The sequence below is a fragment of the Paenibacillus sp. P5_B5 genome (assembly GCF_056400365.1).
The window spans coordinates 23,144-40,005 of sequence record NZ_JBFULK010000020.1 but is presented as its reverse complement, the minus strand read 5'-3'; the positions used below and the strand labels follow the sequence as shown (position 1 = coordinate 40,005).

The window sequence follows — 16,862 nt, the reverse complement described above, 5'->3', positions numbered from 1 at the left end:
GGTCACATCCTCTCCGTTACTTTTTCACCAAGAATTCCTGTCGGCTTAAATACAAGAAGCACAATTAAAATAATAAAGGCAAACACATCTTTCCACTCGCCCCCAACCGTATAAGTTCCGAAAGTTTCAAGAAATCCTAAAATTAGACCACCGAGCATTGCACCTGGTAAATTACCTATGCCACCAATCACTGCTGCTGTAAATGCCTTCATCCCCACAATGAATCCCATCATGAATGTGATGTTGCCATAATACGTGGCATGCATCATCCCAGCTGCGGAAGCTAAGAATGAACCTACGAAAAATGTAAGCGCAATGACCTTCACAACATTTATTCCCATTAGACTGGATGTCGTTTTATCAATTGCGATGGCACGCATGGCTTTACCGTAAATACTTTTATGAATGAAGAGATGCAAACCGAATAGTAAGACCCCTGAAAATAATATAATTCCAATTTGAGAATACATAATATTAGCTCCAAGAAAAGTAAACCCTGTTGTTGGAAGCGTTATAGGCATAATATGGGGTCTGGCACCGAATATAGCCATCACGCCATTCTCAAGTACAAGTGATATACCCACTGCTGTAATTAAGATAGATAAACGAGGGGCCTTGAGCAGAGGTCGATAGGCCACCTTCTCAATTCCCATACCCATTAACCCAGTTGCTACCATAGCAATTAGAAAAGCTACAGCAATGCCTATGAGACTTTCCATAGTACCTGTGAAATTAGTTAGCACGGTGTACCCAATAAATGCGCCGACCATAAACAAGTCTCCATGGGCAAAATTGAGCAATTTGATAATGCCATACACCATCGAGTAACCTAATGCAATTAAAGCGTAGAATGAGCCGATAAGAAGAGCGTTTACAATTTGTTGAATAAAAATATCTAATGTTATTGAAAGATGCATGTTACCTGCTCCTCCCTTATCTCATATACAAAGAGGCGGCACCAGAAAGTGCCGCATTATATAGCGGAGTACAATCTAATCGCTTAATACAAACTTAGCATCTTTGATCTTTAATACCACAAAGTTGGATTTTTTTAAGGTGTTCACATCATTAAACTCAATAACCCCTGATAGCAATTTGATATTGCTCTTCTTTAATTCCTTCACAATGGCTTCCCGATCTGTAGATCCAGCACGCTTAATCGCATCAGCTAATAAATAGATACCATCGTATTGCAAAGCTGAATATGTGCCTGGGTCTTGTTTAAACTTAGCTTTATAAGCATCGATGAATGTCTTAGCATCTGGCAAAAATTCTGCAGTTGGTGCAGTAGTAATAAATGTTCCTTCAACTGCTTCTTGTCCTGCAATCGTCACAAGCAATTTGTCGTTTGAACCATCACCAACGCCAATAAATCCAGATACACCTTGTTGCTTAAATTGCTTAATCAGCAAACCACCCGCCTTATAATAACCAGTCCAGAACGTTGCATCTGGCTTAAGCTGTTTGAGTTTAGAAACGAGTGGTGAAAAATCACTTTCATCAGGATTGACAGCATCATATAAAATAACTTGCCCGCCATCCTTCTCCACACTAGCTTTGGTAAGTTCAGCTAGATCCTTCGCATAACCCGAATTATCGTGAATTATTGCTACCTTCTGAGCTTTGTTCTTCATCACGATATGCTCAGATGCTAATGCGGATTGATGTATACTTGTTCCATCGATCATAAACACTTCAGGATACTTCTGATCTGCTATCTTTTGTGAGTTAGCAGCACTTACAATGATAGGAATACCATTCTGATGATAGACACTTGTTGCTGGGATCGTTGCTCCAGAACAGTAACCACCTACAATTGCAATTACTTTCTCTGATACAAGCTTGTTTGCTGCAGCTGTGGCCGTCTGAGGATCACATGCGTCGTCCTCGGCTATCAATTTAAGTTTACTACCATTAATTCCACCAGCTGCATTAATCTGCTCAACCGCAAGCTCGGATGCATTCTGCATATCCTGTCCCATATTCGCCTCATTACCACTAAGTGGGAGCTGCAATCCTACAAGAATCTCACCTTTTACTCCTGATTTCTGTGAACAAGCTGTTAGTAAGACCAAGCCTATAATTGCCACAAGAATTACGATCTGTTTCCATTTTCTTTTCATTGTAGACCTCCCTTATTGTATACTTCGATTTCCTTATTCATATTGCAAAAACAATTCCAATTATTTGGTTGTTATTTACTTTTATTTGAACTTCATCTGTAGAATTTAATGAGCAACTGTACAAATTTTATGACAGTCTGTAAAAGTAATTAGATCATTATCTAGAATGGTTTCCGATCATACATACACAAAAGGGAAGGCATACGCCTTCCCTTATCAACTTCGCAACTACTATATAATTAATGAGACTTGAAAAGATCTATTTCTGTTCCGATACCAAGCCTTGAAGTCTCGTCATTAATTGTTCAAGTTGTTTCATACTAACCGTAAGTTGAACAACTCGCTGTTCCTGATCTTCAATACTTGCCGTTACCTCTTCTATTGATGCCGAGTGTTGCTCTGTAATTCCTGAGACCGATGTAGCTTCCTCCAGCACGTTGCGACTTGATGTTTGGAGTACAACCATATCTCGATCAACATCATCGGCGCGTTCGAATACTTGATGAGTTCTATCATCTATTTGACTAAACATCTCTGTTACGATTTGAACAGCAGACGTACTTGCCTCAATAGCCGAAGAACTCTTCTCAACCTCTTGGCTTGTCTGTGTCACTTTATGCTGTAACGCTTCTACTATTTGATTGATCTGATTCACTGCTCCAGCAGATTCCTCAGATAGCTTCCGAACCTCTCGAGCAACTACAGCGAACCCTAGCCCTGCATCACCTGCTCTTGAAGCTTCGATTGCTGCATTGAGCGATAATAAATTCGTCTGTCTCGCTAACCCACCGATTACTTCCGTAATCCCACTAATTTCACTCATTTGCTGCTGAAGCTCTTCAATGACTGACACCGTAACCTCATGAGACTTACCCACTCTACCCATTTCGTTACTTAACTTCGTAATCTGATCGTTTCCTTGCCTTGTAATTCCACTTGCTTCTTCACTTAATTTGCTCATGAGATCGGCGCTACTGGTTACAGATTCGATTTTTAACCCCATCGAACCAATAGCTTCCCCAATTTCATTCACACTAACTGCCTGTTGCTCGACACCCTTGGCTATCTCTCCAAAGGCAATCGATAACTCTTGCGAAACCCTAGAAGTACTCTCCATATTATGCTCTAGCCCAATTTGGAAGGATTTCATCTCATCAAGCACAGCTTTAACTTGAATAATGACTTTTTCCATTTCCTGCTTCGAAACAAGCGCCTCATTCTGCTTCAATTCCGTATCCATCTGCAGTTGACTGCCAATCTTAGCTTGAAAATACAACGTTAGTGTGACTAAAAAGAAGATCAAATCGACGATTGCTATCGTGCTAATGAATTGACCATGGAAAATTGTATCACTGTATTGTATGAAGAAATAAATACTCATCCCGATTCCAAGGAATCCACTTAACAATATTGGGAAACGGTTATTATAAAGTGTTACAACTGCGAGCGCGAAAAAAATCATCATAAAAGAACCAATCGTATGATCAGACTCAATAATTATAAAGGTTAATAGATTCAAACAGACTGTAATAACATAAACCGTTTGTCGAATAAACCGTTTTTTCCACACGAGTACGGCTGGTATAGTAATTAAGATAAATCCTGCGATAGCCACTGTATAAATAACTTGAGGAGATTGCCCTATAGCAATAACAGCTGTTATACCAAGCAACAAACAAAACCACAAAACTTTTACGACTAAGCGATTCCTATTATGCGTGATGCTCTCATTCATCTATATGCACATCCCCAATAACTTCAAGTTTCAAATTCTATCTAATCCATCATTCGACAGATTCATCTATATTCCTTTTTTTCATTATCTTGAAAAGCTGGGATTTGAATAATTACGGATGTGCCAATGCCTAGTCTACTATAAATTGAAAGACCATATTTTTTGTCAAAATGAAGTTTAATCCGTTGATCTACATTCCGAATACCGTATCCGACGTTCGGACTCCCCATTGGTGCTAATATTTGCTTAATAAGATGAGGATGCATGCCGACACCATCATCGATAATTTTGAAAGTAATGATATCCTCTTCCAAATAACCAACGATTCGAATATGAATCCGATCACCAAACCAAGCATGCTCTAGAATGTTTTCGATCAAAGGTTGTAGGATTAATTTAATCGTGTCGTACCTATAGATGTCAGTTTGAATTTCATACAGGACACTCAGCCTATCACCATACTTTATTTTTTGAATATTAATATAGGCTTGCGCTTGTTCAATTTCCTTCGCTACCGGAATGATGGTCCTTCCTTCATTCAGTGTTAACCGATAAAATTTAGCCAAATCGAGCACCATTTGTTGAAGCTTCTCCGCTTCCCCAAACTTCGATAATCGACTAATGGAAGATAGCGTATTGTATAAAAAATGAGGATTAATTTGCGCTTGCAGCGTTTCAAGCTCGGCTTCTTTCTTCTGCATATTCGTCAAATACACTTCTTGAATCAGTTCCTCTGTGTTCTTACCCATCTCATTTAGTGCTGAAGTAATTTGAGAAAATTCATCATTCCCAGTATTGGGCATACGTTTATGAAAATCACCTTCTCGAAAAGCATTCAACACCGATACAATTTTAAATACCCTTTTAGTAAAGTACTTTGTAATGAATCCGCCTATAAAGAAAAATACAATAAAACATAAGAAACAGATAATAAACGTAAATATGAAAACCTTTGATACATCTTTCTGTATGATACTATTCGGAATAAATGTTACTAACGTCCAATTCATCCCTGGAAGCTGCTCTTTAATAACTAAATTATCTTCTGATAAGCTATCGCTCCAGGTTTGTTTAATCTGCCCTTCATGGTCTCCTGAATAATAAACTATTCTATTGCCCTCTCCGACAACATAAATCTCGCTGCCCTCACCAATTTTCTTGTAATCAACGCTTTGAAATAAGTCGGACATGCTGACTGCAATTCGAATGAACGCAATTTCTTTGAGTTGAAGTGGATTTACGTTATCCACAACTCTACGAAGGAGAGATATATGCTCATAGCTTATGTCGTCTTCAATTTGTTTCCACTCCATCGTAACTCCATATTTCTCAGGTGGGAACTGCTTGTACCACTCTTCATTCAGAATCCGCTGAATATGATACTGCTCATAAAATCGTCCTAATTTAGAAAACGGATTCATATTTTCATGCGAATAATAGATTTCTGGTAGTGTTTCATTATGTAAGTAGATGGAAAGCCACAATCCGTGATTCGTTGATTCAACAGTCTGACTAAACTTTGGCATCAAATATTGTGTTGTTGCTTCATAGCTAACCCAGCCTGATTCATAATGCTTTAATCGCTTAGCTAAGGCTAGATCATAATAGAGTAAATCGCTCACCCGCTCCGTGCTTTCCAATTTATATACGATATTATCTTTAATTTGCTGAAGTGTGCCATGAAGATTATTACTGGTCTGCTCTCTGATCGATGACACATAAGTTGAGCTTGCCAGTGCTCCTACGATCACTACAGGTACAAGAAGAAATAAACAGTAAGATAGCATTAATTTATAGCCGAATGGAAGAAACCTCCGCGTTTTGTTCGTCTCCATAAATTCCTTTCCCCGTTAGAGGTAGCCGCTTAACTTTGTCGTCTATAATCATTTGGTGTTATTCCATAGGTCTCTTTGAATTGTTTACTAAAATAGGGTAGGTGACGATAGCCAACTTGACTCGCAACTTCGTATATTTTGATTGTCGGATCTTTCAGTAAATTCGAAGCCTTCTCCATGCGCAATTCCACTACATATTCACTGAAGTTCTTCCCTTTGCCTTCCTTAAACATAAACCCAAGGTAATTGGGAGAAAACGAGAAACGGTTAGCCACATCACGTAATGTAATGTTATCTTGCAGATTATCTCGCATATATTTCTCTATTTCATTTATTAATTTCCAATTTTTCTTTTGTTTCTTTTGATGCAAAACTTCAGATATTTCGTACATTCTCTTGGTGAGCCAAGAGCGAATATCTTTAATGGTCTCGAACTGTAGCAAGATATCCAGATTCTTGAATTCCATATCAAGGACTTGAAACAAGTCCTCATTCAAGGTATGTAAATAACCATCAAGCTTCATGATGATGTACATAGAGAAATTATGAATCGATAGGCTAGATCGTAAAGTAGTCGTCAATTTGAACAAACCCTCAATTTCATCATGAATACGTACAAGCTCATAATTATTCATCGAGGAAAATAAAGCATCAAGCCGTATATCCAGGTTATGCGCATCTTCAATTTCAGCTCTGTGAAGGTCACCCGAATCGATTATTTTACCTTTTCCATCGAACATTTTATACTCAAGTGCAGCTATCGCCTCGCGATACGATTGACGGAGTAACGATAAATTCGTCGCTCCCCCTCCTACACCAACAGTCATTGTAAAGGGGAAGTTGTTTGTAACATCAACGATCCATTCCCCAAAAATAGATAAATCAGGCTCGCTGCCTTCTAATAACAACGCCATACGCTGCCTCGTAATTTTACAGACATTTCCGATCCGATGTTGTTGGCATAAGGCAAACATCCGAGTGCTAAATGCATTCAGTATGTCTTGCTGCTCTGCATCACTATAAGGATTTAACTTCCAAGATAAATCATCAATCTCTAGTACAGCTATTCGAACAGGCCAAACGATAGAATCGTTATCATTACCTGTAAAGAGTGCATTCAAAGCATGTCGATCCGTCGAACCTTCGAGCAGTTGCAATAAATACTCATTTTGAACGATTGGCATCACTTGTTTGTAGGCAAGTTCTGTTTCATTACGTTTCTTATCTCGATCGAGCTCTACTTTTATTTTAACTAAAGATTCGATTAATTCATTGTCATCCATTGGCTTTAAGACATAACTATAAGCCTTTAATGAAATTGCCTGTTTAACGTAATTGAAATCCTTGTGTCCACTGATAAAAATAATTCTGATATCATCCCACTTCTCAAGTGCTCTTCTAGCTAACTCCAAACCTGACATGTTCGGCATTCGAATATCTGTAACCAGAATATCAATTTTCTCTCTTTCAAGGACATCAATTGCTGCAAATCCGCTGTTCACAGCAGCAACAACTTCCATATGTAGCTCTGGCCAGGGGATAAATCTAAGTAAACCTTCCAAATCAAGTGTCTCATCATCGGCAAGCAGCACTTTATACAGGATTATCACCTACCAATCCATTATTTGTCAGCATACAAGTGATCAATAACTTATACTTTCTTATTTATGAACAAGAACAGAGTATACAATGAGTATACCCTGTTCCATTTAAGGATGAAATTATTTTATTTCATAACTTTAAGATTCTTTTGCCATACGTTAGTTTGGTAAGCCAAGAGCTTCTCATAACCAGCGCTTTGAGCGTCTTTCTCTGCTTTATCTAGAATTTTAATAACATCTTCTGCACTCTTAGCATATAGAGCTTGCGCACGAGTTTCTTTGAAAATATCATCAATACGTTGTGCAGTAATGCCTTCCTCGGACTCTGGTGGTGGAGCCATATTCAGGAACTGAGTGCTATTATATTGTGTCTTCCAAGTAATTTCAGACTGCCATCTTGTTTCCCAATTGCGCTTCTCAACAGGTAGCTTATTTTCAATACGAGACTTCGTTGAATCGACATAAACAGTATTACCAGCCCACTGAAACTCATTGGTTGTGTTCATCAATTTACTTACTTCTTCTTTATCTGAGAAATACTTATCATTAAATTGTGGACCGCCTTCACTATCTACGCCATTCCAATATAGACCATCTGGTCCCCAGAAAATGGTACGCATTCCTTCTTCACCTGTATACCAATCCAGGAAGGCAAAGATAGCCTCAGGATCTTTCGCATTTTTGGTAATTACACTAACATTCCATCCAAGCTGAGTCCAATCCCCTGGCCAAACTTTAGTTTTATCTACACCCTCTTTGTGTAATGGCCAAATCATGTTATACCCCGGATGATTCGGATCCTGTGCTTTTAGTGCATTATGACCCAAAGCAGAAGCTTCAGTTGGACTTGAATCTGCATATACAGCAACTCTGTCCGTTAACAATTTCTCTTTAACCTGATCTTGCGTTTGGGTTAATGCATCTTGTGTAATTAACTTTTCACTATACAATTTATTTGCATACACAACTGATTCACGATAAACAGGATCAGCAAATATGGATGTTAATTTATCTCCTTTCGGTACAGCACGGCTCGCAACATAGGTTGTTGGGTAATCGATTGCAAATCCTGACATTAATAAATCTATGCCTTGACCTTCAATACCTGGATCGTATGGAGTAACACCATTAGCTTTGGACTTAACAAGCTTCAAGTAACTATATAAATCATCAAAAGTCTCTAGCTTCGGAGCTCCAAGCTCATTGTAAATTTTCATATTAATGACATAACCTGCGTTACCGTTAGGTCTAGTCGTATACCAGTTCGGGAATTGATAGATCTTGCCATCAGATGAACGCAATAAGTTCAGCGTTGATTCGTTCGTCCATTTTTTAAGATTCGGGTACTTTTCAATATAATCATCCAAAGCTACTAGCATTCCTGCTTCGCGCAATTTCTCTACGTCCTTACCCCGATCTAACCAGATGACATCAGGAAGTGATGTGGAGGCAATCATTGTACTAAGCTTTTGCTCTGCATTACCCCCAGACTGAATAGCTGTAACATTAACTTTCTTCTTATCCTTAATCCAAGCTGTAGCAGCATCTTCACCCCAAGGAGGCATCGTATACCAATCGTAGTGTCCATAAAATGTGAAATCAATCGGCTTATCTCCAAGTGTGATTCCAGCACTCTTAACAGCACCTTCAGTTGCTACTGGAGCCTTAGTAGCCTCCGTTCCTTTGGGTTGTTCCGTTGGTGTAACAGCCTCTTTACCGGACGAACATCCTGCTAAGAGCATTACAGTTGCTAGCGAAAGCGTTAGTGAAGTAGAAAGCCTTTTTTTAAGTCTACTCAATTCCATGAACCCCTTTCGTTATATAATAATCTATGTTCAAAGCCAAGAGGCTCTAAACTACTCCTTTAATGAACCAATCAAAACACCTTTGACGAAATACCTCTGTACAAAAGGATAAACGAGCATGATCGGAACTGTAGCAACCATCATTGTAGCCATCGTCAGTGATTTGGTCGTTATATTATTCTTCATACGTGACATCGCAGCTTGTGCAGCAGAGCTCATTTGAGACATTTGTTCTCGCATAATGTTCGTTTTCAGAATTTGTTGCAGCTTGGTTTGAATCGGTAATAGATCGATATCATTAATGAAGATGCTAGGTGTAAACCAATCATTCCAATGATATACCGCTGTAAATAACCCTAACGTCGCAATAACCGGTCCAGATAAAGGGAGTACAATTCGGAAGAAGACCCCCCAGTTGTTACAGCCATCCATTTTGGCTGATTCCTCTAACCCATCAGGCAAGCTAAGGAAGAAGGTTCGGAAAATAATCATATTCCATACGCTGATTAGCCCAGGGACAACCATCACCCAGAACGAATCCATCATGCCCAGCGAACGAATAACGAGAAAATAAGGAATCAATCCACCGCTAAAATACATCGTTACGATACATACGACCATATAGAATTTCTTTCCAATAAGCCCCTTTTTGGACATACCATAAGCAAATATAGCGGTGCAAAATATGGCTAGTACCGTTCCGACCACGGTTCTTAAAACCGAAACAATAAATCCGTTGATCAGCCTCTTATCTTTAAAAACAATTTCATAATTCCCTAGTGTAAACTCTCTCGGCCAGAACGTAACACCACCGAGTGCTGTATCAAGTCCAGCATTGAATGAGATGACCGCAGAATTCCAAAATGGATAGAAGGTAACAAATCCAAGAATGATTAAAAAGATATAAATGAATGTAACCATCACTTTATCACCGAAGCTTGTTCTCGCCATAATGAATCAGTTCCCCATTTCCATTAATCTGATGTTTACCATAAGCTGTTCCCACTCTTACGAGCAGAATAGTTAGCCATTGCAAGTAGACCCACACTAATGACTGATTTAAACAGCCCTACTGCGGTAGCATAAGAATATCGTTGATTCTGAATACCAACGCGGTACACATACGTATCAATAACATCAGATACATTCCGAATACCGTCATTCCCGAGTAACAAGATATCCTCAAATCCTGCACTAACTAAATCACCTATGGCTAAAATCATAAAAATAATGATCACGGGCATAATCGTTGGAATAGTAATCAGATAAATTTGTTTGAATCTGCTAGCTCCATCAATTGAAGCTGCTTCGTACAGTTGTGGGTTCACCCCTGCAATAGCGGCTAAGTATACAATTGAACCGAAGCCAATACTTTTCCATACGCCAGTTGTAACAAGAATTCCCCAGAAGTATTCGGGAAGAGTAAGGAAATTAACGGGCTCCTCTATCATCTTAAGCTTCATTAGCAGAATATTTAGACTCCCGTTATCGGTCGATAAGATTGAAATGACCATCCCCGACACAATTACCCAAGACATGAAATGCGGTAAATAACTGACTGTTTGAATAACTCTCTTGAAAGCCATTTTACGAACTTCATTCAGCATTAAAGCTAGAATAATTGGTGCAGGAAATCCAATGAAGAACTTCAAAAAGCTAATGACAATCGTATTTTTCATAACTCTCATAAAATCAGGACTATTAAAAAACATTTCAAAATGTTTGAATCCAACCCAAGGGCTACCCCAAAATCCTTTAAAGAGATTGTAATCCTGGAACGACATTAACACACCATACATTGGGATATAGCTGAATATAAAAATAAAGATAAGTGCTGGTAACACCATTAATTGAATATCCCATTGCTTCACCATTCTCTTAAATAAGCCGGGTTCTTGCGTTTTAATCATTTTTTTTGGTGCTAGATTCGTTGGTTCCATAAGCACTCCCCCTGCTACAGTGTATAACCTAATTGTATAGGGAAAACCTAACCCCAACTATTTATCAAATCAACGAAATATTATATATATCAACAAACTTTATACAATTCACGGGTTTCAACAAATAATTAAAGGCAGTAGAGAACTTTAATATCAAGTTCTTTACTGCCTTTATATTATATACGCATAATATTGTATTTCCACTCGACATCAGTTGTCTGCTGCAGTACGAATGACTCTTAACGGATTACCCGCTACAAAGCTCCCTGCTGCAACATCTTTATGGACAACTGATCCAGCACCTATGATAGCATCATCGCCAATAGTAACCCCTGGTAGAATCGTACAATTAGCACCGATTAACACGTTGGATCCAATTCTTACTTCACCAAGTCGATACTCATTAATTAAATATTCATGCGCTAGAATAGTTGTATTATAGCCTATGATGGAATTATCACCAATCGTTATTTTCTCTGGAAAAAAAACATCAACCATGGCCATAAGCCCAAAGGCAGTGTTCTGCCCAACCTTCATTCCAAGAACGCGGCGAAATATCCAATTCTTAAGCTGTAAGGATGGAGAGTAACGGGTAATCTGGATAAAGATAAAGTTACGTATTCCCTTCCATCTACTGACCGTCTTATATATTTGCCATAAAGAGTTCGACCCCTGAACGGGATATCGATCGACGTTTCTCAAGCTTACGCCTCCATAACTCCTACAATCGGTAATAGTTCACGTATATCGTCGATGATGTAAGTTGGATTCTCACGTTGTAAATACTCACGACCTTTAAGCGACCAGCCTACACCTACTGTTATCAAGTTCGCATTTTGTCCTGCTTGAATATCATAATGGGAATCCCCCACCATAATTGCCTCTGTCCCCTCGGCTCCAAGCTCTTTGAGCGCGCGGTAAATCCCCTCAGGATCCGGCTTAGGCTTCTCAACCTCTTCAAGCGTTACAATCGAATCGATATAAGGCATTAAGCCGCATAAGTGCAAACCCATTTCAGTCGTTTTGCGGATTTTCACAGTTACAATACCAATCTTCACGCCAGCAGCATGTAGCTGTGCTAATGTATCACGAACATGTGGAAATGCAGTTACAAGTTCATCATGTCTACTAAAGTTATAAGCGCGATAAATTTGAGTGAGTTCTTCAACATCATCTAGTCCTGTGAAAAATTTAAGTTGATCAATTAACGGTCTTCCCATATGCGGTATTAATGTTTCTCTTGTATAGGGTATTGACGTTCTTCCCTCTAATGTATGAAGAAATGATTGAATGATTAATTCATTCGTGTCTAATAGGGTACCGTCAAGATCAAAAAGTACAGTAGGAATCATCTGTCCCGCTCCTTTGTATGCAAGATGCCAAATTCTATCTCGATCTAAGCTTTTAATTCTTCGCTTGAGGTGTTGTTTCTACTACCTTGGTTGAAACAATGGGATCTAAGTAACGTTCTTTAGATGCTCCAGTCTTTCTTCTAACAACTATAATCACAATACAGCCGATAATAGTCAGAACACCTACCAATTGCGAAATGCGGATGTTACCACCGTAAGTCATTGCGCCCCATTCGAACACAAGCTCCATCGGGGACCACAGCGCATTCATAAGACTTGCTAGCCATTCTGGACCTGTAAAGGAGAGTGAATCTGTACGAAGTCCTTCAATAAAGAAACGGCCTATCGAATACCAAATCAGATAACACATAAACATTTCACCAGCGCGCATGAAATTTCTACGGCGCAGCCAAAGGACAATCAATAATAAACCAATCAAATTCCAAACAGACTCATATAAGAATGTAGGATGGTGAAATTCACCTTGAATAAACATTCGATTAACAATAAAATCTGGTAAATGAAGTGTATTACGCAAGAAGGTTTCGCTCACAGGACCACCATAAGCTTCCTGATTCACAAAATTACCCCAACGTCCAATAAGCTGTCCAGCTAGAAGACCTGGTGCTGCAATATCAGCAATTCTCCAGAAGGAATAGCCCTCTCTCTTGGTCAAGAATATAGCCGCTATTACTGCTCCTATCAATGCCCCATAAATAGCGATACCACCTTCCCATATCGCAAATATTTTAAGCGGGTTATCCTTATACTGATCCCATTGAAATGCAACATAATAAATACGTGCACAGATAATAGCTACCACTGCTCCAATTAGCAATAAATCCATAAAGAATTCTGGTTTTATACCAAACCGTTTACCTTCCTGAGCCGCAAGCAGCATACCAACTAAGGCACCTGTAGCTAGGATAATACCATACCAATAAATCGGTATAGGACCTATATTAAAAGCTATCTGACTAAACATAGTTCATCCCCTTATATAAGCTATCTACTTGGTAATCTAATCTTCAATCTATTTCTTCCATATCTAGCGCAATTGTTTCCGTTAGCTTATTCGTAAATTGTAATGCAGCATTATAACCCATCTGCTTCAACCTGAAATTCATTGCTGCTACCTCAATAATAACCGCAAGGTTACGACCTGGTCTAACAGGAATTGTTACGAGCGGCAAATGTGTATCAATGATTTGTGTCGTCTCTTCATCCAGTCCAAGGCGGTCATATTGCTTGTCTTGTTGCCAGTTCTCAAGCATAACGACAACTGATATTTTCTTCAGATTGCGGATCGCACCTGCTCCAAACAAGGTCATCATATTAATAATACCTACACCACGAATTTCGAGTAGATGACGAATCAACTCAGGCGCTGTACCTGTGAGTACTCGATCCTCTGTTTGGTGGATTTCTACAGCATCATCAGCTACAAGGCGATGACCGCGCTTAACAAGCTCTAGTGCTGTTTCACTCTTACCTATTCCACTACCGCCAGTTATCAACATACCCACACCATATACATCCACAAGAACGCCATGAATGGTCGTTGATGGGGCAAGTCTCTTCTCCAAATATCCTGTAATTCTAGAAGACATTGTTGTTGTTTGCATGCTAGTAAGGAGAACAGGCATATGAGCCTCAGAAGCTTCTTCAATCAGTATAGTTGGAACAGGCAAACCTCTTGTTACAACAATACAAGGTGTTTCATCAGATTCACATAGCTTCCTTGCGCGGTCTCTCTGCTCTTCTTCGGTCAGCTGAGTGTAGAATGTAATTTCTGTACGTCCTAGAATATGCACTCGCTCCCGCGGATGGAAATTAAAATAGCCCGCCATTTCAAGTCCAGGTCTATATAAATCTGCCACAGTAATAGGTCGCTTTAATCCTTCTTCACCACAAATAATTTCTAAGCGAAACGCACTTACTAAATCCGAAACTTTCGTTTTTTCAGGCATCGTTCATGTCCCCTTCTTCCTACGATACTCCCATCGTAATAGAAAGGAGCATAGAAATCAACTTTGTTCATCTAACCGTTAAACGTATGATAACGAATAAAAAGGCTTACCGGTGTAAACCGATAAGCCTTTATTAAATTAGTTATTATCCTTCAAAAAGAATAGATAGACTAGTTTCTTTATCAAAGAAATGAACTTTGTTCATATCAATAGCAAGCTTCGCAGTTGTTCCTTCTTTCAATGTGGAACGTCCATCTACACGAGCAATGATTGTGCCTGTGCCAATTCCGTTTAGGTATAGGTACATTTCATGACCTAAGTTCTCAGATACTTCAATGCTTGCATTCACGATTGAGTTCGGAGAAGCTTCTAAGAATACTGGCTCTTCGTGGAAATCTTCAGGACGAATACCCAAAACAACAGCTTTACCAGTGTAACCTTTATCTTTCAAAGTTTTAGCAACGCCTGCAGGAATTTCTACATTTGCGCCTTCACCTTGGAAGTATAGGGAACCACCTTTATCAACAACGGAACCGTTAAGGAAGTTCATGGAAGGAGATCCAATGAAACCAGCAACGAACATATTTGCAGGTGTATTATAAATGACTTCAGGAGAAGCCGCTTGTTGAATAATACCTTTGTCCATAACAACGATTCTATCGCCCATTGTCATAGCTTCGATTTGGTCATGCGTTACATAGATGATTGTTGTTTGTAGACGTTTGTGCAATTTAGCAATCTCAGCACGCATGTGTACACGAAGTTTAGCATCCAAGTTTGAAAGAGGCTCATCCATCAAGAAGACTTGAGGCTCACGCACGATCGCACGACCTAAGGCAACACGTTGACGCTGACCACCGGAAAGAGCTTTTGGTTTACGATCAAGCAAATGTTCGATATCAAGAATTCTAGCTGCATCACGTACACGCTTGTCAATATCGGCTTTCTTGAACTTACGAAGCTTCAAACCAAATGCCATATTGTCGTATACATTCATATGCGGGTACAAAGCGTAGGATTGGAAAACCATCGCGATATCGCGATCCTTTGGAGCTACATCATTTACAAGACGATCTCCAATGTACAATTCGCCTTCTGAAATTTCTTCAAGTCCTGCGATCATACGAAGAGTTGTTGATTTACCACAACCAGATGCACCTACAAGTACAACGAATTCTTTATCTTGAATTTCTAAATGAAAATCTTTAACAGTAGCCTCATCATTACCTTGGTATTTCTTCACAATGTGATTTAAGCGAACGCCAGCCATTATGAAACCCTCCTCGAAATGTTTGGATTAAGTATGTTCTAATCATAACCCAAGTACCTACATCTGACTATGTTCATTCTTTACAAATTTAGCGCTTTCTTTTTGTAACTTTGTACAACTCAAGTGCAATTCGCACAAGTACGGCATCACTAAACGAACGAACGTCGAAGCCTGTCTCTTGTTTAAACTTATCAAAGCGATACAGCAATGTATTTCGGTGAATAAACAATTGCTTGGCTGTCTCACTCACATTACAATCTAGCTCAAAGAAACGTCCCAAGGTCGTTTGCATTTCTACATCCAATATTCCTTCTGTACCTGCAAGTAGTTGCTCCAAGTAGGCAGACTTACGTTTATCAGGTATGAAATATAGCAATGACTCCAAATGAATTTCCCATGGCAAATGTACATTACTGTTAGCATGGAACATTCGACCCACCATAATGGCTTCACGAAGTCTATTAATCGTTGCTACGATTTGGTTAACTGGTACGATCGGATGAAAAACACTAATATGACTTTCCAAAGCCCATTCGGATGCCAACATCTCATGAAGCCCCATTGCTAGTGCATCTAATTGTTCTTCAACTGAACCATTCTCTTCTATACATTCATTATTCAGCAGCTCATTCGTTGCGAGAATAATCCACTCTTTATCTTCTAAAGGAATTAACATGACTTCTGTCCCAAAAAACTGTTTTAGCAGCTTTTTGAAAGCATCGTATGGTGCCGTTCCCTGTAATTGCTTATCTGTAGCTAACAATAATGGAATTACACGCTTACTAAGAAGTGGGGCAAGTGCTAACGAATCGGGTACTTCCGGGTTCTCGCTACCTCGTTCGATCTGTCCTAGTACCCAATCACGCAGTTCTATAACTGCACTTCGATCATCTGACACATTCTTTCTTATATCGTTCAATAAGGAGCCTGAAGTGGTCCCCGATTCAATGGACAATTCTATTAAACTGCGCTCTGACTGCGTCAGTTCACTATTTCCGACAACTAGAAGAAGCAGTTCCTCTTGAGTCGCTTGCAAGTAAAACAGTGTTTCTTGATCTTGTTTAACACTTTTACATAGACTTGGACTTTCACCTATACGCTTCACTAATTTTAACCACTGATCATTCGTGATCGTCCTTAAACTTACAGGAGCACTCAAAATTTCCGCTAAACGTTCCTTCATTTGTCCCCAAATCATTAGCTTACTCCCTGTCCAATTCAAGTATATTGC

Annotated in this window: 14 protein-coding genes; all 14 read right to left on the bottom strand. The window is 39.2% G+C overall.

Features of this window, described 5'->3' with window-relative positions:
• Positions 1 to 2: 2 nt before the first annotated feature.
• A complete protein-coding gene (locus AC1DOK_RS21160; protein WP_477556300.1) occupies positions 3 to 917 on the bottom strand; it encodes a branched-chain amino acid ABC transporter permease in 915 nt (304 codons plus the stop codon).
• A 75-nt stretch (positions 918 to 992) separates the two neighbouring features.
• Positions 993 to 2,123: a branched-chain amino acid ABC transporter substrate-binding protein gene (locus AC1DOK_RS21155; RefSeq protein ID WP_477556299.1), complete on the bottom strand. Its 1,131-nt coding sequence runs from the start codon at positions 2,121 to 2,123 to the stop codon at positions 993 to 995.
• 259 nt (positions 2,124 to 2,382) lie between these two features.
• The gene (locus AC1DOK_RS21150) at positions 2,383 to 3,858 is read right to left on the bottom strand and encodes a methyl-accepting chemotaxis protein (protein WP_477556298.1); all 1,476 of its coding nucleotides are present in this window, start codon (positions 3,856 to 3,858) and stop codon (positions 2,383 to 2,385) included.
• Between the two features lie 62 nt (positions 3,859 to 3,920).
• On the bottom strand, positions 3,921 to 5,693 hold the full coding sequence (locus AC1DOK_RS21145) for a sensor histidine kinase (RefSeq protein WP_477556297.1): 1,773 nt from the start codon (positions 5,691 to 5,693) through the stop codon (positions 3,921 to 3,923).
• Between the two features lie 29 nt (positions 5,694 to 5,722).
• Positions 5,723 to 7,294: a response regulator gene (locus AC1DOK_RS21140; RefSeq protein ID WP_477556334.1), complete on the bottom strand. Its 1,572-nt coding sequence runs from the start codon at positions 7,292 to 7,294 to the stop codon at positions 5,723 to 5,725.
• A gap of 125 nt (positions 7,295 to 7,419) precedes the next feature.
• The gene (locus AC1DOK_RS21135) at positions 7,420 to 9,099 is read right to left on the bottom strand and encodes an extracellular solute-binding protein (protein WP_477556296.1); all 1,680 of its coding nucleotides are present in this window, start codon (positions 9,097 to 9,099) and stop codon (positions 7,420 to 7,422) included.
• A gap of 51 nt (positions 9,100 to 9,150) precedes the next feature.
• Positions 9,151 to 10,050, bottom strand: a complete 900-nt coding sequence (locus tag AC1DOK_RS21130) for a carbohydrate ABC transporter permease (RefSeq protein ID WP_477556295.1) — start codon at positions 10,048 to 10,050, stop codon at positions 9,151 to 9,153.
• Positions 10,051 to 10,085: 35 nt separating this feature from the next.
• Complete coding sequence (locus AC1DOK_RS21125; protein WP_477556333.1) at positions 10,086 to 11,009, bottom strand: ABC transporter permease; 924 nt, start codon at positions 11,007 to 11,009, stop codon at positions 10,086 to 10,088.
• 240 nt (positions 11,010 to 11,249) lie between these two features.
• Complete coding sequence (locus AC1DOK_RS21120) at positions 11,250 to 11,741, bottom strand: acyltransferase (RefSeq protein ID WP_477556294.1); 492 nt, start codon at positions 11,739 to 11,741, stop codon at positions 11,250 to 11,252.
• A gap of 2 nt (positions 11,742 to 11,743) precedes the next feature.
• Positions 11,744 to 12,391: a pyrophosphatase PpaX gene (gene ppaX, locus AC1DOK_RS21115; protein WP_477556293.1), complete on the bottom strand. Its 648-nt coding sequence runs from the start codon at positions 12,389 to 12,391 to the stop codon at positions 11,744 to 11,746.
• Between the two features lie 52 nt (positions 12,392 to 12,443).
• Positions 12,444 to 13,376: a prolipoprotein diacylglyceryl transferase gene (gene lgt, locus AC1DOK_RS21110; protein WP_477556292.1), complete on the bottom strand. Its 933-nt coding sequence runs from the start codon at positions 13,374 to 13,376 to the stop codon at positions 12,444 to 12,446.
• 43 nt (positions 13,377 to 13,419) lie between these two features.
• On the bottom strand, positions 13,420 to 14,361 hold the full coding sequence (gene hprK, locus AC1DOK_RS21105; protein ID WP_477556291.1) for an HPr(Ser) kinase/phosphatase: 942 nt from the start codon (positions 14,359 to 14,361) through the stop codon (positions 13,420 to 13,422).
• A 145-nt stretch (positions 14,362 to 14,506) separates the two neighbouring features.
• Positions 14,507 to 15,631 (bottom strand): ABC transporter ATP-binding protein, encoded by a 1,125-nt coding sequence (locus AC1DOK_RS21100; RefSeq protein WP_477556290.1) that lies wholly within the window; start codon positions 15,629 to 15,631, stop codon positions 14,507 to 14,509.
• 88 nt (positions 15,632 to 15,719) lie between these two features.
• Positions 15,720 to 16,853, bottom strand: a complete 1,134-nt coding sequence (locus tag AC1DOK_RS21095) for a PucR family transcriptional regulator (protein ID WP_477556289.1) — start codon at positions 16,851 to 16,853, stop codon at positions 15,720 to 15,722.
• Positions 16,854 to 16,862: the final 9 nt, after the last annotated feature.

What these genes read in the sequence shown, in the direction of transcription:
- AC1DOK_RS21155 (WP_477556299.1), bottom strand. Translation starts at nt 2,123, where the DNA reads ATGAAAAGAAAATGGAAACAGATCGTAATTCTTGTGGCAATTATAGGC.
- AC1DOK_RS21145 (WP_477556297.1), bottom strand. Translation starts at nt 5,693, where the DNA reads ATGGAGACGAACAAAACGCGGAGGTTTCTTCCATTCGGCTATAAATTA.
- hprK (WP_477556291.1), bottom strand. Translation starts at nt 14,361, where the DNA reads ATGCCTGAAAAAACGAAAGTTTCGGATTTAGTAAGTGCGTTTCGCTTA.
- ppaX (WP_477556293.1), bottom strand. Translation starts at nt 12,391, where the DNA reads ATGATTCCTACTGTACTTTTTGATCTTGACGGTACCCTATTAGACACG.
- AC1DOK_RS21125 (WP_477556333.1), bottom strand. Translation starts at nt 11,009, where the DNA reads ATGATTAAAACGCAAGAACCCGGCTTATTTAAGAGAATGGTGAAGCAA.
- AC1DOK_RS21130 (WP_477556295.1), bottom strand. Translation starts at nt 10,050, where the DNA reads ATGGCGAGAACAAGCTTCGGTGATAAAGTGATGGTTACATTCATTTAT.
- AC1DOK_RS21160 (WP_477556300.1), bottom strand. Translation starts at nt 917, where the DNA reads ATGCATCTTTCAATAACATTAGATATTTTTATTCAACAAATTGTAAAC.
- AC1DOK_RS21150 (WP_477556298.1), bottom strand. Translation starts at nt 3,858, where the DNA reads ATGAATGAGAGCATCACGCATAATAGGAATCGCTTAGTCGTAAAAGTT.
- lgt (WP_477556292.1), bottom strand. Translation starts at nt 13,376, where the DNA reads ATGTTTAGTCAGATAGCTTTTAATATAGGTCCTATACCGATTTATTGG.
- AC1DOK_RS21100 (WP_477556290.1), bottom strand. Translation starts at nt 15,631, where the DNA reads ATGGCTGGCGTTCGCTTAAATCACATTGTGAAGAAATACCAAGGTAAT.
- AC1DOK_RS21135 (WP_477556296.1), bottom strand. Translation starts at nt 9,099, where the DNA reads ATGGAATTGAGTAGACTTAAAAAAAGGCTTTCTACTTCACTAACGCTT.